This is a genomic window from Pantoea sp. X-Soil-YNGN-844, from assembly GCF_059730595.1.
The window spans coordinates 980,849-996,713 of sequence record NZ_AP036007.1; the positions used below are offsets into that span (position 1 = coordinate 980,849).

Here is a 15,865-nt window from a genome sequence, read left to right on the forward strand (position 1 = left end):
TTTGTAAGGGGAATTTTGTGAAACCTGCTGCTCGTCGTCGCGCCCGTGAGTGCGCTGTTCAGGCGCTTTACTCCTGGCAGTTGTCGAATAACGACATTGCCGATGTGGAATACCAGTTTCTGGCGGAACAGGACGTCAAAGACGTCGACATTACTTACTTCCGCGAACTGCTGTCCGGTGTGGCGACCAACAGTGCGTATCTGGATGGACTGATGAAGCCCTACCTGTCGCGTCAGCTTGAAGAGCTGGGCCAGGTAGAAAAAGCGATCCTGCGCATCTCGCTGTATGAGCTGAGCAAACGTGATGATGTGCCCTATAAAGTGGCCATCAACGAAGGGATTGAGCTGGCGAAAGTCTTCGGTGCCGAAGACAGTCATAAATTTGTTAACGGCGTGCTGGATAAAGCCGGTCCACAAATTCGACCCAATCGCAAATAAACAAAAAGGCCGGCTTGCCGGCCTTTTTTCATGAAGAGTGAAGCGGAACGTAATTATGTCTTGTGGTGAATTTGAACTCATCGCACGCTACTTCAACCGCAGAACACGCAGCCGCCGTGATGTCGAACTCGGCATCGGTGACGATTGTGCGTTACTTAGCGTGCCGGAAAAACAGACGCTGGCGATCAGCACCGATACCCTGGTCGTGGGTGTGCACTTCTTACGGGATATCCATCCTGCCGATCTGGGCTACAAAGCTCTGGCTGTGAATCTTAGCGATCTTGCTGCCATGGGTGCCGATCCCGCGTGGCTGACGCTGGCCTTAACGCTACCGCAGGTCGATGAGAGCTGGCTCTCCGCCTTTAGCGAAAGCCTGTTTGAACTGCTGGAATATTACGACATGCAGCTGGTGGGCGGTGACACGACCCGTGGCCCGCTGAGCCTGACGCTGGCGATTCACGGTCTGGTGCCGCAGGGCCGCGCCCTGAAACGCTCCGGAGCGAAGCCGGGTGACTGGATCTACGTGACCGGCACGCTGGGTGACAGCGCGGCGGGTCTGGCGCTGTTGCAGCATCACTGCCGCATCAGCGATCCGGCGGTGCATGAGGCACTGATTAAACGGCATCTGCGCCCAATGCCGCGCATTCTGCAGGGCCAGGCACTGCGTTCGCTGGCCTCTTCAGCCGTGGACCTTTCCGATGGCTTGATTTCCGACCTCGGCCACGTGCTGAAAGCCAGCGGCTGTGGCGCACGGCTAAACCTGGATGCGTTGCCGCTGTCGCCGGCGCTGCGCGACCATTTCAACCCAGAGCAGGTATTGCGCTGGGCGCTGAGTGGCGGAGAAGATTACGAACTCTGCTTCACCGTGCCGGAAGTGAATCGCGGCGCGCTTGATGTGGCGCTGGGGCATCTGGGCGTGCCTTATACCTGCATCGGACAGATAGCACCGGAATCAGAAGGCTTAACGCTGCTGGATAATGGCAAACCTGCCACATTCCATCATAAAGGGTTTGATCACTTTGATACTAAATAACGACGTGGCGAAGAGCCGTCTGCGGATGAGCAATCCCTGGCATCTGCTGGCCACCGGTTTCGGCAGCGGATTAAGCCCGGTCGTGCCTGGTACCATGGGATCGCTGGCGGCCATCCCATTCTGGTGGCTGATGACCTTTCTGCCGCAGGATCTCTATTCGCTGGTTGTGCTGGTGGGTATCTGCGTCGGTGTCTATCTTTGCCATCGCACCGCCAAAGATATGGGTGTACACGATCACGGCAGTATTGTCTGGGATGAATTTATCGGCATGTGGATTACGCTGATGGCGATTCCGATCAACAGCTGGCAATGGGTGCTGGGCGGCTTTGTGCTGTTCCGTATTCTGGATATGTGGAAACCCTGGCCGATTCGCTGGTTTGACCGCAATGTGCATGGCGGTATGGGCATTATGGTGGATGACATCATTGCTGGCGTGATTTCTGCGGCCATGCTTTATGGCTTCGGGGTGTGGCTGGCGGGTTAATCGCCGATGCTGAACGCCTGATAAGAGGTGACGCCCGGCCAGGGCGTCACCTTTCAGGTTTTACTCGAATCCCACCGCCTGATGCGGCTGATAGACCTCTTCCAGCAGGGTAATCTCGTCGTCACTCAGCGTGACATCCACCGCCTTCACCAGATCCTCAAACTGCTCAGCGCGCGACGCGCCAATAATCGGTGCCGTAACGGCAGGCTTGCTCAGCAGCCAGGCCAGCGCTACCTGCGCCCGCGTCACACCTTTACTTTCCGCCACCTGTGCCAGCCGCTCTGCAATCACGGCATCGTTCTCTTCGGTGTTGTCATAGAGCTTCGCCATCACCTGATCGGAGGCGGAACGTGCGGTGTTTTCACCCCACGGGCGGGTCAGTTTACCGCGCGCCAGCGGACTCCAGGGCAGCACGGCGATCTGCTCTTTCAGACAGAGCGGATGCATTTCACGCTCCTCTTCACGCTGAATCAGGTTGTACTGATCCTGCATGCTGACAAAGCGATGCCAGCCCTGATCTGACTGCAGCTGCAACGCCTGCGCAAACTGACTGGCGTGCATGGATGAGGCGCCGATATAGCGGGCTTTTCCTGACTGCACCACGTCATGCAGCGCTTCCAGCGTCTCTTCCAGCGGTGTCTCGTAGTCCCAGCGATGAATCTGCAGCAGGTCGACATACTCCATGCCGAGACGCTGAAGGCTGTCATCAATGGATTGCAGGATATTTTTGCGCGACAGTCCCTGTGAGAGATTGGTCAGTGGAAAATAGACTTTGGTGGCGACCACGATCTCTTCGCGGCGGGCAAACTCTTTCAGGGCCCGGCCCAGGATCTCTTCACTGCTGCCATCGGAGTAGCTGTTGGCGGTATCAAAGAAGTTGATGCCCGCGTTCAGCGCCTGCTGGATTAGCGGACGGCTGCTGGCTTCCGGCAGCGTCCAGGCGTGATTGCCGCGCGTTGGCTCGCCATAGGTCATACAACCAAGACAGAGACGCGACACCTGCAGATCGGTAGTACCCAGTTGAATCGTTTTCATGGTGGAGGCTCCTGCGAAAGTGCAAAGGTTACAGCATAGCAGGATGTTGCGCTCCCCAGGGGGGAGCGCAGAGAGGAGAGGTTACTGCGCCAGCCAGCGGGCGATCTGTTGCTGAATGCCCTCCGCGTCCAGCAGATAGTCATGACGCACTTCATCCTGCGTGCCCTGCGGGATGAACTCATCGGGCAGGCCGATGTTCAGTACCGGAACGCCCAGGCGTTTCGCCATCACAAACTCATTGACGCCGCTGCCCGCACCGCCTTTGATTGCGCCTTCTTCCAGCGTAATCAGTGAGTCGTGGGTGTTAGCGAGCTCGGCGATCAGCGCTTCATCCAGCGGCTTCACAAAGCGCATATCGACCAGTGTCGCGTTCAGCGCTTCTGCCGTGGAGGCGGCTTCTGGCAGCAGGGTACCGAAGTTCAGAATCGCCAGCTTTTCACCCTGACGTTTCACGACTGCTTTACCCAGCGGCAGACTCTGCAGCGGAGCCAGCGGCGTGCCGACACCCGTGCCGCGCGGATAGCGCACCGCACTTGGGCCAGCCTGATGGTGGTAGCCGGTGTAAAGCATCTGCCGACACTCATTCTCATCGCTCGGCGTCATGATCACCATATCCGGCACGCAGCGCAGATAGGCGAGATCAAACGCGCCCTGGTGAGTCTGACCATCCGCGCCAACAATACCACCGCGATCGATAGCAAACAGGACCGGCAGTTTCTGGATGGCGACGTCGTGGATTAGCTGATCATAGGCGCGTTGCAGGAAGGTCGAGTAGATAGCCACAATAGGTTTATAGCCACCAATCGCCATACCCGCAGCAAAGGTCACCGCGTGCTGCTCAGCGATCGCCACGTCAAAATATTGCTTCGGGAATTCACGTGAGAAGGCCACCATGCCGGAGCCTTCACGCATCGCTGGGGTAATCGCCATCAGCTTCGGATCGTCGGCGGCCATTTCGCACAGCCAGTTACCGAAGATTTTAGAGTAGCTCGGCAGACCCTCTGCGCTTTTCGGCAGTTCGCCAATCGCCGGGTCAAATTTAGGAACGGCGTGCCAGGCAATCGGATCTTCCTCTGCCGGGGCGTAGCCTTTACCTTTCTTCGTCATGATATGCAGGAACTGCGGGCCTTTCAGGCTGCGCATGTTGCTCAGCGTATTGACCAGCGTCAGCACATCGTGACCGTCAACCGGGCCAATATAGTTAAAGCCCAGCTCTTCAAACAGCGTGCCCGGCACGACCATGCCTTTGAGATGCTCTTCGGTGCGTTTGACCAGCTCTTTGATTGGCGGCAGATTTGTCAGCACGCGCTTACTGCCTTCGCGCAGTCGTGCGTAGGTTTTACCCGACAGAATCTGCGCCAGGCGATTATTCAGCGCACCGACGTTTTCGGAAATCGACATCTCGTTGTCATTGAGGATGACCAGCATGTCCGGCTTAATATCACCGGCATGGTTCATCGCTTCAAACGCCATACCTGCGGTAATCGCACCATCGCCAATAATACAGGCGGTGCGACGGCCCTGACCTTCGCGTTCTGCCGCCGCGGCCATGCCGAGACCGGCACTGATAGAGGTCGACGAATGACCGACGCTTAAAACGTCATATTCACTTTCACCGCGCCACGGAAACGGGTGTACGCCGTTTTTCTGACGGATAGTGCCGATGCGATCGCGGCGACCCGTCAGAATTTTATGCGGATAAGCCTGATGACCCACATCCCAGACCAGATGGTCAAACGGGGTGTTATAGACATAATGCAGCGCGACCGTCAGTTCAACCACGCCCAGACCCGATGCAAAATGGCCGCTGGAGCGGCTCACACTGTCTAACAGATACTGACGCAGTTCATCACACAGCGCAGGCAACTTCTCTTTTGGCAGGGCGCGCAGCGCCTGAACCGTGTCTGCCAGCGCCAGTGTCGGGTATTTAGCAATATCAAAACTCATCAGAGACTCATTATGGAAGTTATTTGTCGCGTTCAATTATGAAACTCGCCAGCGCCTGCAGTGCTGTAGTGTTATAAGAGTGCGCAGCGAGCAATTCTAAAGCATCAAGAGCTTCCTGATACAAATCCCGCGCTTTGGCACGGGCACTTTCAAGGCCTAACAGTGAAGGATAGGTGCTTTTCCCCAGATCCTGATCGGCGCCCTGGCGTTTTCCGATCACGGCTGTGTCGCCGATCACATCCAGAATGTCGTCCTGCACCTGAAAAGCGAGACCAATTGCCTCTGCATAGCGGTCGAGCAGCGGCAGCGCTTCGCGACCCGCATCGCCTGCCGTTAATGCGCCTAGCCGTACCGCTGAGCGGATCAGGGCGCCGGTTTTGTGGCGATGGATCCGTTCCAGCTGATCGAGATCGACGGATTTGCCTTCCGCCGCTAAATCCAGTGCCTGCCCGCCACACATCCCGGCTACGCCACTGGCTTTTGCCAGTTCGGAGAGCATCATCAGTCGATATTCGGCGCTGACACCGGGCATTGCTTCATCGGCCAGAATGGAGAAAGCCAGCGTCTGCAGGGCGTCGCCCGCCAGAATCGCGGTATCTTCGCCATATTTAATATGACAGGTTGGCTGCCCGCGACGCAGTGCATCATTGTCCATCGCAGGGAGATCGTCATGAATCAGAGAGTACGCATGAATGCATTCAACTGCGGCGGCAGGGGCATCCAGACTCGCCGGATTGGCGTGGAGCATTTCGCCGGTCGCGTAGACCAGAAAAGGACGCAGACGTTTACCGCCTAATAATGCCCCATAATGCATGGCATTCACCAGAGGAGAACTCTGAAAAGGAAGTGGCTCTATAAAACGCGTCAGCGCGGCGTTCACCTGCTGCTGATAAACGTCGAGTAAGCGGGCAAAATCCATTAGTCGTTTTCCGGCGTGAAAGCAGTGAGGTCGGCATCTTTATCATCGTTCAGCAGAATGCGGACCCGCTGTTCAGCCTGCTGCAGCGTCTGCTGACCATTCCGCGCCAGCTGCACGCCACGTTCAAATTCGTTCAGGGCTTCTTCCAGCGGCAGTTCACCACTTTCCAGACGGCTGACAATCTGCTCCAGCTGCTGCAATGACGTTTCAAAGCTGGCTGGCTGTTCGGCTTTTTTCGGCATATTTCGTGTCGACTCACGGTTGGGACATTATCTCGCAATCGGTCATGGTAGCTGAGACCCTATGATTAGCAAAATAATCAATGCGGCGGCTGATGAAGAAGCAGTCACCTGACAAAGGTGATATACTCCCGCGCCTCGGATGCGGTTGCGCCTTGCAGCCCGCAATTTTGTGATTTTACCAGCTAAGTGCCGCCTGTTTTAGCACTTATTTGCCCAACGAAGCTGTGTCGCCATGAAGTTTATCATCAAGTTATTTCCTGAAATCACCATCAAGAGTCCGTCGGTGCGTTTGCGCTTTATCAAGATTCTTGCCAGCAATATCCGCAACGTCCTGAAAACCGTCAGCGACGACATCGCTGTTGTGCGCTACTGGGATCACATTGAAGTGCGGTCAAAAAATGCGGCGCTGGCGGTCATTATTCCCGATGAGCTTTCCCGCATTCCCGGTATCCATCACGTTTTAGCGGTTGAAGATCGCGAGTACACCGATATTCATCACATCTTTGAACAGACGTTAGCGCAGTATCGCGACAGTCTTGAAGGCAAGAGCTTCTGCGTACGTGTGAAACGTCGGGGTAAGCACAGCTTCAGTTCGCAGGATGTAGAGCGCTATGTGGGCGGCGGCCTGAACCAGCATATTGAAAGCGCCCGCGTGCAGCTTAAAAACCCTGACGTGACGGTGAATCTTGAAGTTGAAGAGAACCGCCTGACGCTGGTGACTGCACGTTACGAAGGTCTGGGGGGCTTCCCGATCGGCACGCAGGAAGATGTGCTGTCGCTGATTTCCGGCGGTTTCGACTCCGGTGTCTCCAGCTATATGCTGCTGCGTCGCGGCAGCCGCGTGCATTACTGCTTCTTTAATCTTGGCGGTGCCGCCCATGAGATTGGCGTCCGTCAGGTTGCGCACTATCTGTGGAATCGTTTTGGTCGTTCACACCGCGTGCGCTTCGTGGCGATCAATTTTGAGCCGGTCGTGGGTGAAATCCTCGAAAAAGTGGATGACGGCCAGATGGGCGTGGTGCTGAAGCGCATGATGGTGCGTGCCGCCTCGACGATTGCTGAGCGCTACGGCGTGCAGGCGCTGGTCACGGGTGAAGCGGTAGGGCAGGTGTCGAGCCAGACGCTGACCAACCTGCGCCTGATTGATAACGCGTCGGATACGCTGATCCTGCGTCCGCTGATCTCTCATGACAAAGAGCACATCATCAGAGTTGCCCGGGAGATCGGCACTGAAGATTTCGCCAGCACCATGCCGGAATATTGTGGTGTGATCTCAAAAAGCCCGACAGTGAAAGCGGTGAAGGCGAAGATCGAAGCGGAAGAGCAGAATTTCGACTTCTCAATTCTGGATCGGGTGGTGGAAGAAGCGATCAACGTCGATATCCGTACTATTGCTGAGCAGACAGAAGAGGAGGTGATGGAAGTTGAGACCGTCGCCCTGCTGAGTGACAACGACGTGGTGCTGGATATCCGCTCTATCGATGAGCAGGAAGAGAAGCCTCTGACGCTGAACGCTACGGAAGTGAAATCACTGCCGTTCTACAAACTCAGCACGCAGTTTGGCGACCTCGATCAGAACCGCACCTGGTTGCTCTACTGCGATCGTGGTGTGATGAGCCGTCTGCAGGCGCTCTATCTGCATGAGCAGGGCTTTAAGAACGTTAAAGTCTATCGTCCGTAGTCATCGCTCTGAGCCAGTCAGTGCCTGTTAAGGTCTGACTGGCTCTCTCGCTTTAAGCCTGAGTCTTTACGCCTGATAGTCATAAATGCCGGGAGCCAGCACCAGCTGTGCAGCGACCTCACGCGCCATCTCTTTTCCCACCAGCAGATCGATCAGCTTCAGCGCAAAATCCATTGCCGTGCCAGGTCCCTGGCTGGTCAGCAGATTAACGCGGGGATCCCAGACGACACGTCGCTCCATCCACTTTTCCTCCGGAATCGTCTCTTTCAGGCCAGGAAAGCCGGTCATGTTACCGACCGGGAAGAGATCGTGAGGGATCAGTACCGTGCCTGCGGCTGCGCATATCGCGGCGACAATCTTCTCATTGAGGTGAAACTGACGCACCGTTTCGACCAGCAGCGGACTGTCACGGAAGGTCTCAGCTCCTTTCAGGCCACCGGGCAGGACGATGGCGGCGAAATCGTTATCGGCGACTTCGACCAGCGTGACGTCAGCCAGCAGACGAACACCGCGTGAGCAGACAATCTCCCGGCTGCCATCGCTTTCGACGCTGGCGGTAACAACTTTCAGCCCGGCCCGAACCAGCAGGTCGATGGTGGTGACAGCTTCGATTTCTTCACTGCCATGTGCCAGGCAAACCAGCACTGATGCGTTCGCGGTCATAATGGGACTCCTTGCGTTTTACAATGTCATACAGACGGGTGTTCTCCGTCAGCACCAGGCCGTGCGTCCGGGCGCGGCGCAGCAGAAAGCCGCTGATATAGTCGATTTCGGTGAGCCGCTGGGCGCGCACGTCCTGCAGCATCGAAGAAGTATTGGCCGCCGTGCTTTCGATCACGTCGAAGATGATGTCCTGCAGGCTGTCGCTGGCAACGTTCTGGCCTTCACGCTCCATAACCCAGCTGATCTCTTCGCACAGTTGCGCAATTTGCTCCGGATACGCGCGCAGTGCGCCGTTCTGGCACTCATACTCTACGCTGAGCGGGTTGATGACGCAGTTGACGGCCAGTTTGCGCCAGCATGCCGCCCGGATGTTGTCATGCCAGGCAACGTCGGGCAGGGCAGGGTGCAGGATGTCGGCGAGGTCACTGTAAGCGGCGCTTTTGCGGTTACCGGGACCTATGTGGGTGATGCCACTCGCGATGTGCTTGATAACGGTGCCATCACGCATCGCCGCATGCGTGGTGACGCCACGCAGGAGTGGTTGAGTCAGCCCTTTGAGTTCCTCCAGCGTACCCATACCGTTGTGCAGCAGCAGCACCGGGCAGTTTTCTGGCAGCACACTTTCCAGATTCTTCACGGCGGGTGAGACCTGTGGCGCTTTGAGTGTGACCAGCAGCAGCTGGCTTTCCGCCAGGAACAGCGGATCGTTGGCGATAAACGTGCGATTCGAGATGTTGCCCTGTGGATCAATTACATTGGCTGAGCAGTAAGGCTGCGGCACGCGCAGCCATCCCTGTACTTCATGTCCCTGGCGGGCAAGCGCTGTCAGCCAGACCTGACCCAATGCACCGCAACCTAACACGGTAATTTTCATGCTGCCTCCCGCTGGCGGGCTATCCATCTGTTATTTACTGTCACACCTACATTATAGCGTTGTGTGCAGCCTGATTTTATTTAGAACCTTAAGACGCGTATTATGCATGTCACTTTAGCGTCAGGAGAAGAAGAGATGCCATCTTTCGATATCGTTTCAGAAGTCGATCTGCAGGAAATTCGCAATGCGGTGGAGAATGCTAACCGTGAAGTGTCTACCCGCTTCGATTTCCGCAACGTGAGCGCCGAGTTCGAGCTCAACGAAAAGAATGAAACCATCAAGATCACCAGCGAGTCTGATTTCCAGGTTAAGCAGCTGGTCGACATTTTGCGTGAGAAGTTGCTGAAGCGCGGGATTGAAGGCGGAGCCTTAGAGGTGCCGGAAGAGATCGAGCACAGCGGCAAAAGCTGGGCGGTCGATGCCAAACTGAAGAAAGGCATTGAGAGCGACGTGGCGAAGAAGCTGGTGAAGCTGATTAAAGACAGCAAGCTGAAAGTGCAGACTCAGATTCAGGGTGAAGCGTTGCGGGTGACCGGTAAAGCGCGTGACGATTTACAGGGTGCGATGGCAATCGTGCGCGGCAGCAATCTGGGCCAGCCGTTCCAGTTTAAGAACTTCCGCGATTAAGTGAGAAAGATTGAGTTTATTTTCAGTCTGAATGCAATAACAAGAGACCCGGCTTAGGCCGGGTTTTTTGTTGTTGAATCGGGGCAATTGCTTTGAAAAGTATTTAGCGTCTGGAGCTGGCTGTGAGTAAGGTCGTCTGCGAGTGCGCGTTCTGGCTCAGGGAGCCTGTGCCTTACGCAAAGACGCAACAGCGCCATCCATGCGGGCTCAGCGCGGGCGATTACGCACCTCATCCCTGAGGTGCGCCCGTTGCCGGGCCAACGCTCTGCGTTGTTCAAAAACGCTCCCAGCGTTTTTGTCCCTGGCCCGCTATGCTTTGCTACAGGCACAGGCTCCCATCGCTTTAGGCTGGTTAGTGGTCTGTAAGAAGGATTGCGCGGGTTGATATTTATTCAGAAACTTAAATGCGGGTGAACCTGGCAGCGACTCAAAAGCTCAGGGGCGCAGGGAACAGGGTCAGAGGAGGAAAGCGTCCCGCGCCAGGACGGCGCGGGCCGAGCGTGCCATGGATGGCGGCTTTTGCGACTTTCCGATCTGACCGTGTTCCCTGAGCCAGCTCGATCTCAACGCTACCACGGCAATCCCACTTTTTATCAGCAACTCCCCAGCAGCGCTTCCAGCTCAGGGCGGCTGGTAACCTTGCTATCGATTTTGATATACGCGCTTTTCTCTTCCTGCACGATAAATACGGAGTTAACGCCTTTCTGCGCCTTCAGTCGCTGCTCCAGATTCGGCACAGCCAGTGCAGCATCACTCAGCACGATGCGCAGGCTGCTGACATAAGGCGGCTCCTGCATCGTCATGCTGACAAACAGCCAGGCTGCTGCCACCATCGCACCCACCAGGAACACGGTCTGCGCATCGAAATGACCAAACACCCAGCCACCCATGCTGCCGCCAACGGCCACGCCCAGGAACTGGCTGGTGGAGTAGATTCCCATTGCCGTACCTTTGTAACCTGCGGGTGACTCTTTACTGATCAGCGAAGGCAGAATGGCCTCCATCAGATTAAAGGCAAAGAAGAAGAGCTGAACACCCACTACCAGCGTCCAGAAGTGGCCTTCTGCACCCCACAGCACGATCTCCGCAATCACAATCATCCCGACGCAGCCAACAAAGACGCGCTTCATACGGCGCTTCACTTCGGCATAGATGATGAACGGCACCACGCCCGCAAAGGCGATTAGCATGGTAGAGAGATAGACTTTCCAGTGCTCGGGGGCCGGGAAACCAGCCTGTTCAAACTGCCCAGGCAAAGCAACAAAGCTCGACATCAGCAGAACGTGCAGACAGAAAATACCAATGTTGAGCTTCACCAGACGCGGGTTAGCCATCACTTTGCGGAAGCTACCTTTCACCATGCCCGATTCACGGTTCAGGACATGATGTGAAGCCGATGGCACCACGAGAAGAGTGATCACGATTCCCAGCGACGCCAGAATCGCAATCATCCAGAACAGCGCATGCAGACCCAATGCATGAGTCACAACCGGACCGACCACCATTGCAATCGCGAAGGTCACGCCAAAACTGATGCCGATAAAGGCCATCGCTTTGGTACGATTCTGCTCACGAGTTAAGTCGGATAACAGGGCCATCACCGCAGCCGCAATCGCGCCCGAGCCTTGTAATGCGCGGCCCAGAATAATGCCCCAGATGGAGTCGGTGCAGGCTGCGATAACGCTGCCCAGAACAAACAGCAGCAGTCCGCCAACGATCAACGGCTTGCGGCCGATGCGATCAGAGAGCAGACCAAAAGGAATCTGAAATATCGCCTGAGCAAGGCCATAGATGCCAATCGCCAGACCAATTAAGGTTTCACTCGCGCCCTGTAATGCCATGCCATAAGTGGTCAGTACCGGCAGGACCATAAACATCCCAAGCATACGCAGGGAAAAGACCGTACCGAGGCCCCATGTGGCGCGCAGCTCCACCGGAGTCATTTTATTATCGTTCATTCCAACCTCTGTTAATGTGCTGCATTTATTCTAGGGGGCGGGGCAGGGCGGGTAAAACAATAGTTTTTAAGCAGTGGTAACAAAAAGAAAGGGCGCGAAAATCGCGCCCTTTTCATGCTGTATCGGTGCCGGTTACCAGACGTATGTCAGCAGGTCCTTCGAAGCCGGAGCCATCGAATCTACCGACATCATCACGCTCAACGCGGTGATGGTTACGATAGAGAAGACAAACAGCTTACGCGCCCAGACACGATCATCTGCGGTTTTGTAACCCGATAACGCCATGCCCAGCCACCAGACGCTGACCGCAGCGGCCACCACCAGATATTTGTAGCCCGCGTAACCGCCCAGCGTCAGCATCAGCGTGGCAATCATAAACGCCAGGATATAGAGCGTAATATGATTCTTCGCCACGGAAATGCCTTTCACCACCGGCAGAACCGGGATGTTCGCTGCCTGGTAATCTTTAAAGCGGAAGATAGCAATCGCGTACGAATGCGGCATCTGCCACAGGCTAAAGATAGCCAGAAGGATCAACGCGCCAGCATCAAACTGGTTAGAGACGGCGCAGTAGCCGATAACCGGCGGCGCAGCACCCGACAGGCTGCCAATCAGCGTTCCGTAAACGGAATTACGCTTCATGTACAGGCTGTAGATGCCCACGTACACCACGAAGCCCATCACCGCCAGCCACATGGCCAGCGGATTAGCACCGAAGTAGAGCAACGCAAAGCCAGCAATACCCAGCACAGTGGCATAAACCAGGCTTACTTTCGCGGAGATAAGGCCTTTTACCAGCACCCGATTCCTGGTTCTCTCCATCTTGATGTCGATGTCGCGGTCAATCACGTTGTTGAAAACACAACCTGATGCAACCACCAGTGACACGCCCACCAGGGTGATGAGAAACAGGGCGTAATCCGTGTTGCCTTTGGAGGCCAACAGAAATCCGCCGATCACAGAAATTAAATTCCCGAAAATAATTCCTGGTTTTGTAACTTGCAGGTATTGCTTAAACATTACGCGTGACTCTTTAGTGAGGCATCATGTTGTAGTTGAGGTTCCACATGATCCACAGTGAGCCTACTACGACAATCAGGATGATGATGGCCGAGAAAACAATGGCTACCATGTTCCAGCCACCCTCAGATTTGCTGTCTAAGTGCAGGAAGTACACCAGGTGAACCAGCACCTGAATGACCGCACACACCAGAACAACACCGAGGATAGTACCGTGAGATGCACTGCCATCCATCACCATCCAGAACGGGATCGCCGTCAGGATGATAGAGAGGATGAAGCCGATCATGTAGGACTTCACGCTACCGTGTGAAGCGCCATGTTCGTTAACAGAATGACTCATTACATGGCTCCCATCAGGTAAACAACGGTGAAGACGCAAATCCAGACCACGTCCAGGAAGTGCCAGAACAGGCTCAGACACATGATACGGGTGCGGTTAGTCGCGTTCAGGCCACGTTTGGAAATCTGGAACATCAGAACCAGCATCCAGATCAGGCCAGAGGTCACGTGCAGACCGTGGGTACCGACCAGCGTAAAGAAGCCAGATAGGAAGCCACTGCGATCCGGACCAAAGCCTTCAGCAATCAGGTGATGGAATTCATAGATTTCCATCCCGATGAAACCCAGACCGAACAGGAAGGTCAGCGCCAGCCAGCCGATAACGGCACCTTTTTGCTCCTTGTTCATGGAGATAACAGCCATGCCGTAAGTGATCGAACTCAACAACAGCAGGGCGGTTTCTACCAGAACAAACGGCAGCTCAAAGATATCTTTACCTGCCGGGCCACCGGCAGTGTTGTTGACCATGACGGCATAGGTCGCAAACAGGGTTGCGAAGATAATGCAGTCACTCATCAGGTAGATCCAGAAGCCAAAGACTTTGTTGGCTCCTGCATCGTGATGCCCATGCTCCGCATGGGCGTCGTGGTGATGTTTAATCAGAGTTTCAGTTGACATTATTTCAGACCTGCTTTGCTGATTTCGTCAAAATGCTGGTTCTCAATCTTCTGAACTTCGGCAACCGGAACGTAGTAATCCACGTCTTCGTCGAAGCTCTTCACGATCCAGGTAACGATCATGCCGAGGAATGAAAGACCCGCCATCCACCAGATATGCCAGATCAGCGCGAAGCCCATCACAGTAGCGAATGCGCAGATGACGATTGCCGCACCACTGTTTTTCGGCATATGAATTTCTTCATACGATGCCGGCTGTTTGTACGCTTCGCCTTTCTCTTTCATTTCCCAGAACGCATCACGCTCATGGACATGTGGGATCACAGCAAAGTTATAGAACGGAGGTGGTGAAGAGGTTGCCCACTCCAGCGTACGACCGCCCCACGGGTCACCTGTCACATCACGGTTCTGGTCGCGGTCACGTACCGAGACGTAGAACATGGTCAGCTGACACAGGATACCCAGTGCAATCAGACCTGCACCGACCGCAGCAACCACCAGCAGAGGGTGGAACTGTGGATCGATATCCTGGCTCAGACGACGGGTCATACCCATGAAGCCCAGTGCGTACAGCGGCATAAAGGCAACGAAGAAGCCAATGATCCAGAACCAGAATGCGCGCTTACCCCAGGTTTCGTTCAGGGTGAAGCCGAATGCTTTCGGGAACCAGTAGGTCACGCCCGCCATACAACCGAAGACTACACCACCGATGATAACGTTATGGAAGTGTGCAATCAGGAACAGGCTGTTGTGCAGAATAAAGTCAGCGCCCGGAACGGCCAGCAGTACGCCGGTCATACCCCCTACAGAGAAGGTTACCAGGAAGCCAACGGTCCACAGCATGGCAGAGTGCATCTGAATGCGGCCCTGATACATGGTGAACAGCCAGTTAAAGATTTTAACTCCGGTCGGAATCGCGATGATCATCGTCATGATACCGAAGAAGGCGTTAACGTTGGCACCTGCACCCATGGTGAAGAAGTGGTGCAACCAGACGATGAACGACAGCACGGTAATGGCGATGGTCGCCCATACCAGTGAGGTATAACCAAACAGACGTTTTTTGGAGAAGGTCGCGGTAATTTCTGCGAACACACCAAACACCGGCAGTACCAGGATATACACTTCCGGATGGCCCCAGACCCAGATCAGGTTGACGTACATCATCATGTTCCCGCCCATTTCATTGGTGAAGAAATGGAAGCCGAGATAACGATCAAGGGTCAACAACGCCAGGGTCACGGTCAGAACCGGGAACGCAGCGATGATCAGGACGTTGGTGCACAGCGCGGTCCAGGTAAAGACCGGCATTTTGAACAGGCTCATGCCCGGTGCGCGCATCTTCAGGATGGTCACGAAGAAGTTAATACCGGTTAAGGTCGTACCAATACCTGAGAGCTGAAGGCTCCAGATCCAGTAATCGACCCCGACGCCGGGACTGTACTCCGCGCCGGAGAGCGGCGGATAAGCCAGCCAGCCGGTTTGTGCGAACTCGCCCACACCCAGAGACAGGTTAACCAGGATCACACCGACCGCAGTAAACCAGAAGCTCAGGTTGTTCAGGAACGGGAACGCAACGTCACGTGCACCAATCTGCAACGGAACGGCGATGTTCATCAGGCCAACCACGAAAGGCATCGCCACGAAGAAGATCATAATCACGCCGTGCGCGGTAAAGATCTGGTCGTAGTGGTGCGGTGGCAGAATGCCCGCTTCACCGGCCGAAGCCATCACCTGCTGAGTACGCATCATAATGGCATCTGCGAAGCCACGAATCAGCATGACGAACGCCATGATGATATACATGATACCCAGGCGTTTGTGGTCAACTGACGTCAGCCATTCAGACCACAGATATTTCCACTTACCAAAATAGGTAAGCGCAGCGACCAGCGCAGCACCACCTATCAGGATAGCGGCAACCGTAACCATGATAATCGGCTCATGATACGGCACTGCATCAAGTGTTAATTTTCCTAACATCGT

Annotated in this window: 16 protein-coding genes; 5 read left to right on the forward strand and 11 right to left on the reverse strand. The window is 55.2% G+C overall.

Going from position 1 to position 15,865, the window contains the following annotated elements; genetic code table 11:
• Nucleotides 1-17: 17 nt before the first annotated feature.
• From nusB to pgpA, 3 genes are read left to right on the forward strand one after another with little or no spacing between them, the layout of a single operon-like run.
• Nucleotides 18-437 (forward strand): transcription antitermination factor NusB, encoded by a 420-nt coding sequence (gene nusB / locus AC6I8C_RS04355; RefSeq protein WP_013356976.1) that lies wholly within the window; start codon nucleotides 18-20, stop codon nucleotides 435-437.
• A 55-nt stretch (nucleotides 438-492) separates the two neighbouring features.
• Nucleotides 493-1,470 carry a thiamine-phosphate kinase gene (gene thiL / locus AC6I8C_RS04360; protein WP_497821710.1) on the forward strand — a complete coding sequence of 326 codons (978 nt, stop codon included), beginning with the start codon at nucleotides 493-495 and terminating at the stop codon, nucleotides 1,468-1,470.
• A complete protein-coding gene (gene pgpA / locus AC6I8C_RS04365; protein WP_497821711.1) occupies nucleotides 1,415-1,954 on the forward strand; it encodes a phosphatidylglycerophosphatase A in 540 nt (179 codons plus the stop codon). Before thiL ends, pgpA begins: the two co-directional genes overlap by 56 nt.
• Nucleotides 1,955-2,014: 60 nt before the next feature.
• On the opposite strand, the gene AC6I8C_RS04370 is transcribed toward pgpA, so the two are convergent.
• The 4 genes from AC6I8C_RS04370 to xseB all read right to left on the reverse strand — a co-directional run bounded on the left by AC6I8C_RS04370 (nucleotide 2,015) and on the right by xseB (nucleotide 6,097).
• Complete coding sequence (locus tag AC6I8C_RS04370; RefSeq protein WP_497821712.1) at nucleotides 2,015-2,989, reverse strand: aldo/keto reductase; 975 nt, start codon at nucleotides 2,987-2,989, stop codon at nucleotides 2,015-2,017.
• An 81-nt stretch (nucleotides 2,990-3,070) separates the two neighbouring features.
• On the reverse strand, nucleotides 3,071-4,936 hold the full coding sequence (gene dxs / locus AC6I8C_RS04375; protein WP_497821713.1) for a 1-deoxy-D-xylulose-5-phosphate synthase: 1,866 nt from the start codon (nucleotides 4,934-4,936) through the stop codon (nucleotides 3,071-3,073).
• Between the two features lie 19 nt (nucleotides 4,937-4,955).
• Nucleotides 4,956-5,855 carry a (2E,6E)-farnesyl diphosphate synthase gene (ispA, locus tag AC6I8C_RS04380; RefSeq protein WP_497821714.1) on the reverse strand — a complete coding sequence of 300 codons (900 nt, stop codon included), beginning with the start codon at nucleotides 5,853-5,855 and terminating at the stop codon, nucleotides 4,956-4,958.
• Nucleotides 5,855-6,097, reverse strand: a complete 243-nt coding sequence (gene xseB / locus AC6I8C_RS04385) for an exodeoxyribonuclease VII small subunit (protein ID WP_013356982.1) — start codon at nucleotides 6,095-6,097, stop codon at nucleotides 5,855-5,857. The genes ispA and xseB overlap by 1 nt, the downstream gene beginning before the upstream one ends.
• 232 nt (nucleotides 6,098-6,329) lie before the next feature.
• On the opposite strand from xseB, the gene thiI reads away from it, so the two are divergent.
• Nucleotides 6,330-7,778, forward strand: coding sequence for a tRNA uracil 4-sulfurtransferase ThiI (thiI, locus tag AC6I8C_RS04390; RefSeq protein ID WP_497821715.1), 1,449 nt, complete (start codon nucleotides 6,330-6,332; stop codon nucleotides 7,776-7,778).
• A gap of 66 nt (nucleotides 7,779-7,844) precedes the next feature.
• On the opposite strand, the gene yajL is transcribed toward thiI, so the two are convergent.
• On the reverse strand, nucleotides 7,845-8,441 hold the full coding sequence (gene yajL / locus AC6I8C_RS04395) for a protein deglycase YajL (RefSeq protein WP_497821716.1): 597 nt from the start codon (nucleotides 8,439-8,441) through the stop codon (nucleotides 7,845-7,847).
• Nucleotides 8,395-9,315: a 2-dehydropantoate 2-reductase gene (panE, locus tag AC6I8C_RS04400; RefSeq protein WP_497821717.1), complete on the reverse strand. Its 921-nt coding sequence runs from the start codon at nucleotides 9,313-9,315 to the stop codon at nucleotides 8,395-8,397. The genes yajL and panE overlap by 47 nt, the downstream gene beginning before the upstream one ends.
• Before the next feature lie 135 nt (nucleotides 9,316-9,450).
• On the opposite strand from panE, the gene AC6I8C_RS04405 reads away from it, so the two are divergent.
• Entirely contained in the window at nucleotides 9,451-9,942 is a 492-nt protein-coding gene (locus AC6I8C_RS04405; RefSeq protein WP_003852530.1) for a YajQ family cyclic di-GMP-binding protein, read from the forward strand.
• Between the two features lie 593 nt (nucleotides 9,943-10,535).
• Here AC6I8C_RS04405 and AC6I8C_RS04410 read toward each other — a convergent pair.
• The 5 genes from AC6I8C_RS04410 to cyoB all read right to left on the reverse strand — a co-directional run bounded on the left by AC6I8C_RS04410 (nucleotide 10,536) and on the right by cyoB (nucleotide 15,862).
• Nucleotides 10,536-11,900, reverse strand: a complete 1,365-nt coding sequence (locus AC6I8C_RS04410) for an MFS transporter (protein WP_497821718.1) — start codon at nucleotides 11,898-11,900, stop codon at nucleotides 10,536-10,538.
• Between the two features lie 132 nt (nucleotides 11,901-12,032).
• Nucleotides 12,033-12,920: a heme o synthase gene (gene cyoE / locus AC6I8C_RS04415; protein ID WP_010255394.1), complete on the reverse strand. Its 888-nt coding sequence runs from the start codon at nucleotides 12,918-12,920 to the stop codon at nucleotides 12,033-12,035.
• A 13-nt stretch (nucleotides 12,921-12,933) separates the two neighbouring features.
• Nucleotides 12,934-13,263, reverse strand: a complete 330-nt coding sequence (locus tag AC6I8C_RS04420) for a cytochrome o ubiquinol oxidase subunit IV (protein ID WP_008924889.1) — start codon at nucleotides 13,261-13,263, stop codon at nucleotides 12,934-12,936.
• Nucleotides 13,263-13,880, reverse strand: coding sequence for a cytochrome o ubiquinol oxidase subunit III (locus AC6I8C_RS04425; RefSeq protein ID WP_009091720.1), 618 nt, complete (start codon nucleotides 13,878-13,880; stop codon nucleotides 13,263-13,265). Before AC6I8C_RS04425 ends, AC6I8C_RS04420 begins: the two co-directional genes overlap by 1 nt.
• The gene (gene cyoB / locus AC6I8C_RS04430) at nucleotides 13,880-15,862 is read right to left on the reverse strand and encodes a cytochrome o ubiquinol oxidase subunit I (protein WP_013356988.1); all 1,983 of its coding nucleotides are present in this window, start codon (nucleotides 15,860-15,862) and stop codon (nucleotides 13,880-13,882) included. Before cyoB ends, AC6I8C_RS04425 begins: the two co-directional genes overlap by 1 nt.
• Between the last annotated feature and the right edge of the window lie 3 nt (nucleotides 15,863-15,865).

Excerpts from the sequence above, each read along its gene's own strand:
- thiL (WP_497821710.1), top strand. The coding sequence starts at position 493 with ATGTCTTGTGGTGAATTTGAACTCATCGCACGCTACTTCAACCGCAGA.
- AC6I8C_RS04370 (WP_497821712.1), bottom strand. The coding sequence starts at position 2,989 with ATGAAAACGATTCAACTGGGTACTACCGATCTGCAGGTGTCGCGTCTC.
- AC6I8C_RS04425 (WP_009091720.1), bottom strand. The coding sequence starts at position 13,880 with ATGTCAACTGAAACTCTGATTAAACATCACCACGACGCCCATGCGGAG.
- AC6I8C_RS04410 (WP_497821718.1), bottom strand. The coding sequence starts at position 11,900 with ATGAACGATAATAAAATGACTCCGGTGGAGCTGCGCGCCACATGGGGC.
- panE (WP_497821717.1), bottom strand. The coding sequence starts at position 9,315 with ATGAAAATTACCGTGTTAGGTTGCGGTGCATTGGGTCAGGTCTGGCTG.
- yajL (WP_497821716.1), bottom strand. The coding sequence starts at position 8,441 with ATGACCGCGAACGCATCAGTGCTGGTTTGCCTGGCACATGGCAGTGAA.
- AC6I8C_RS04420 (WP_008924889.1), bottom strand. The coding sequence starts at position 13,263 with ATGAGTCATTCTGTTAACGAACATGGCGCTTCACACGGTAGCGTGAAG.
- pgpA (WP_497821711.1), top strand. The coding sequence starts at position 1,415 with ATGGCAAACCTGCCACATTCCATCATAAAGGGTTTGATCACTTTGATA.
- xseB (WP_013356982.1), bottom strand. The coding sequence starts at position 6,097 with ATGCCGAAAAAAGCCGAACAGCCAGCCAGCTTTGAAACGTCATTGCAG.
- ispA (WP_497821714.1), bottom strand. The coding sequence starts at position 5,855 with ATGGATTTTGCCCGCTTACTCGACGTTTATCAGCAGCAGGTGAACGCC.
- cyoE (WP_010255394.1), bottom strand. The coding sequence starts at position 12,920 with ATGTTTAAGCAATACCTGCAAGTTACAAAACCAGGAATTATTTTCGGG.
- AC6I8C_RS04405 (WP_003852530.1), top strand. The coding sequence starts at position 9,451 with ATGCCATCTTTCGATATCGTTTCAGAAGTCGATCTGCAGGAAATTCGC.
- dxs (WP_497821713.1), bottom strand. The coding sequence starts at position 4,936 with ATGAGTTTTGATATTGCTAAATACCCGACACTGGCGCTGGCAGACACG.
- thiI (WP_497821715.1), top strand. The coding sequence starts at position 6,330 with ATGAAGTTTATCATCAAGTTATTTCCTGAAATCACCATCAAGAGTCCG.
- cyoB (WP_013356988.1), bottom strand. The coding sequence starts at position 15,862 with ATGTTAGGAAAATTAACACTTGATGCAGTGCCGTATCATGAGCCGATT.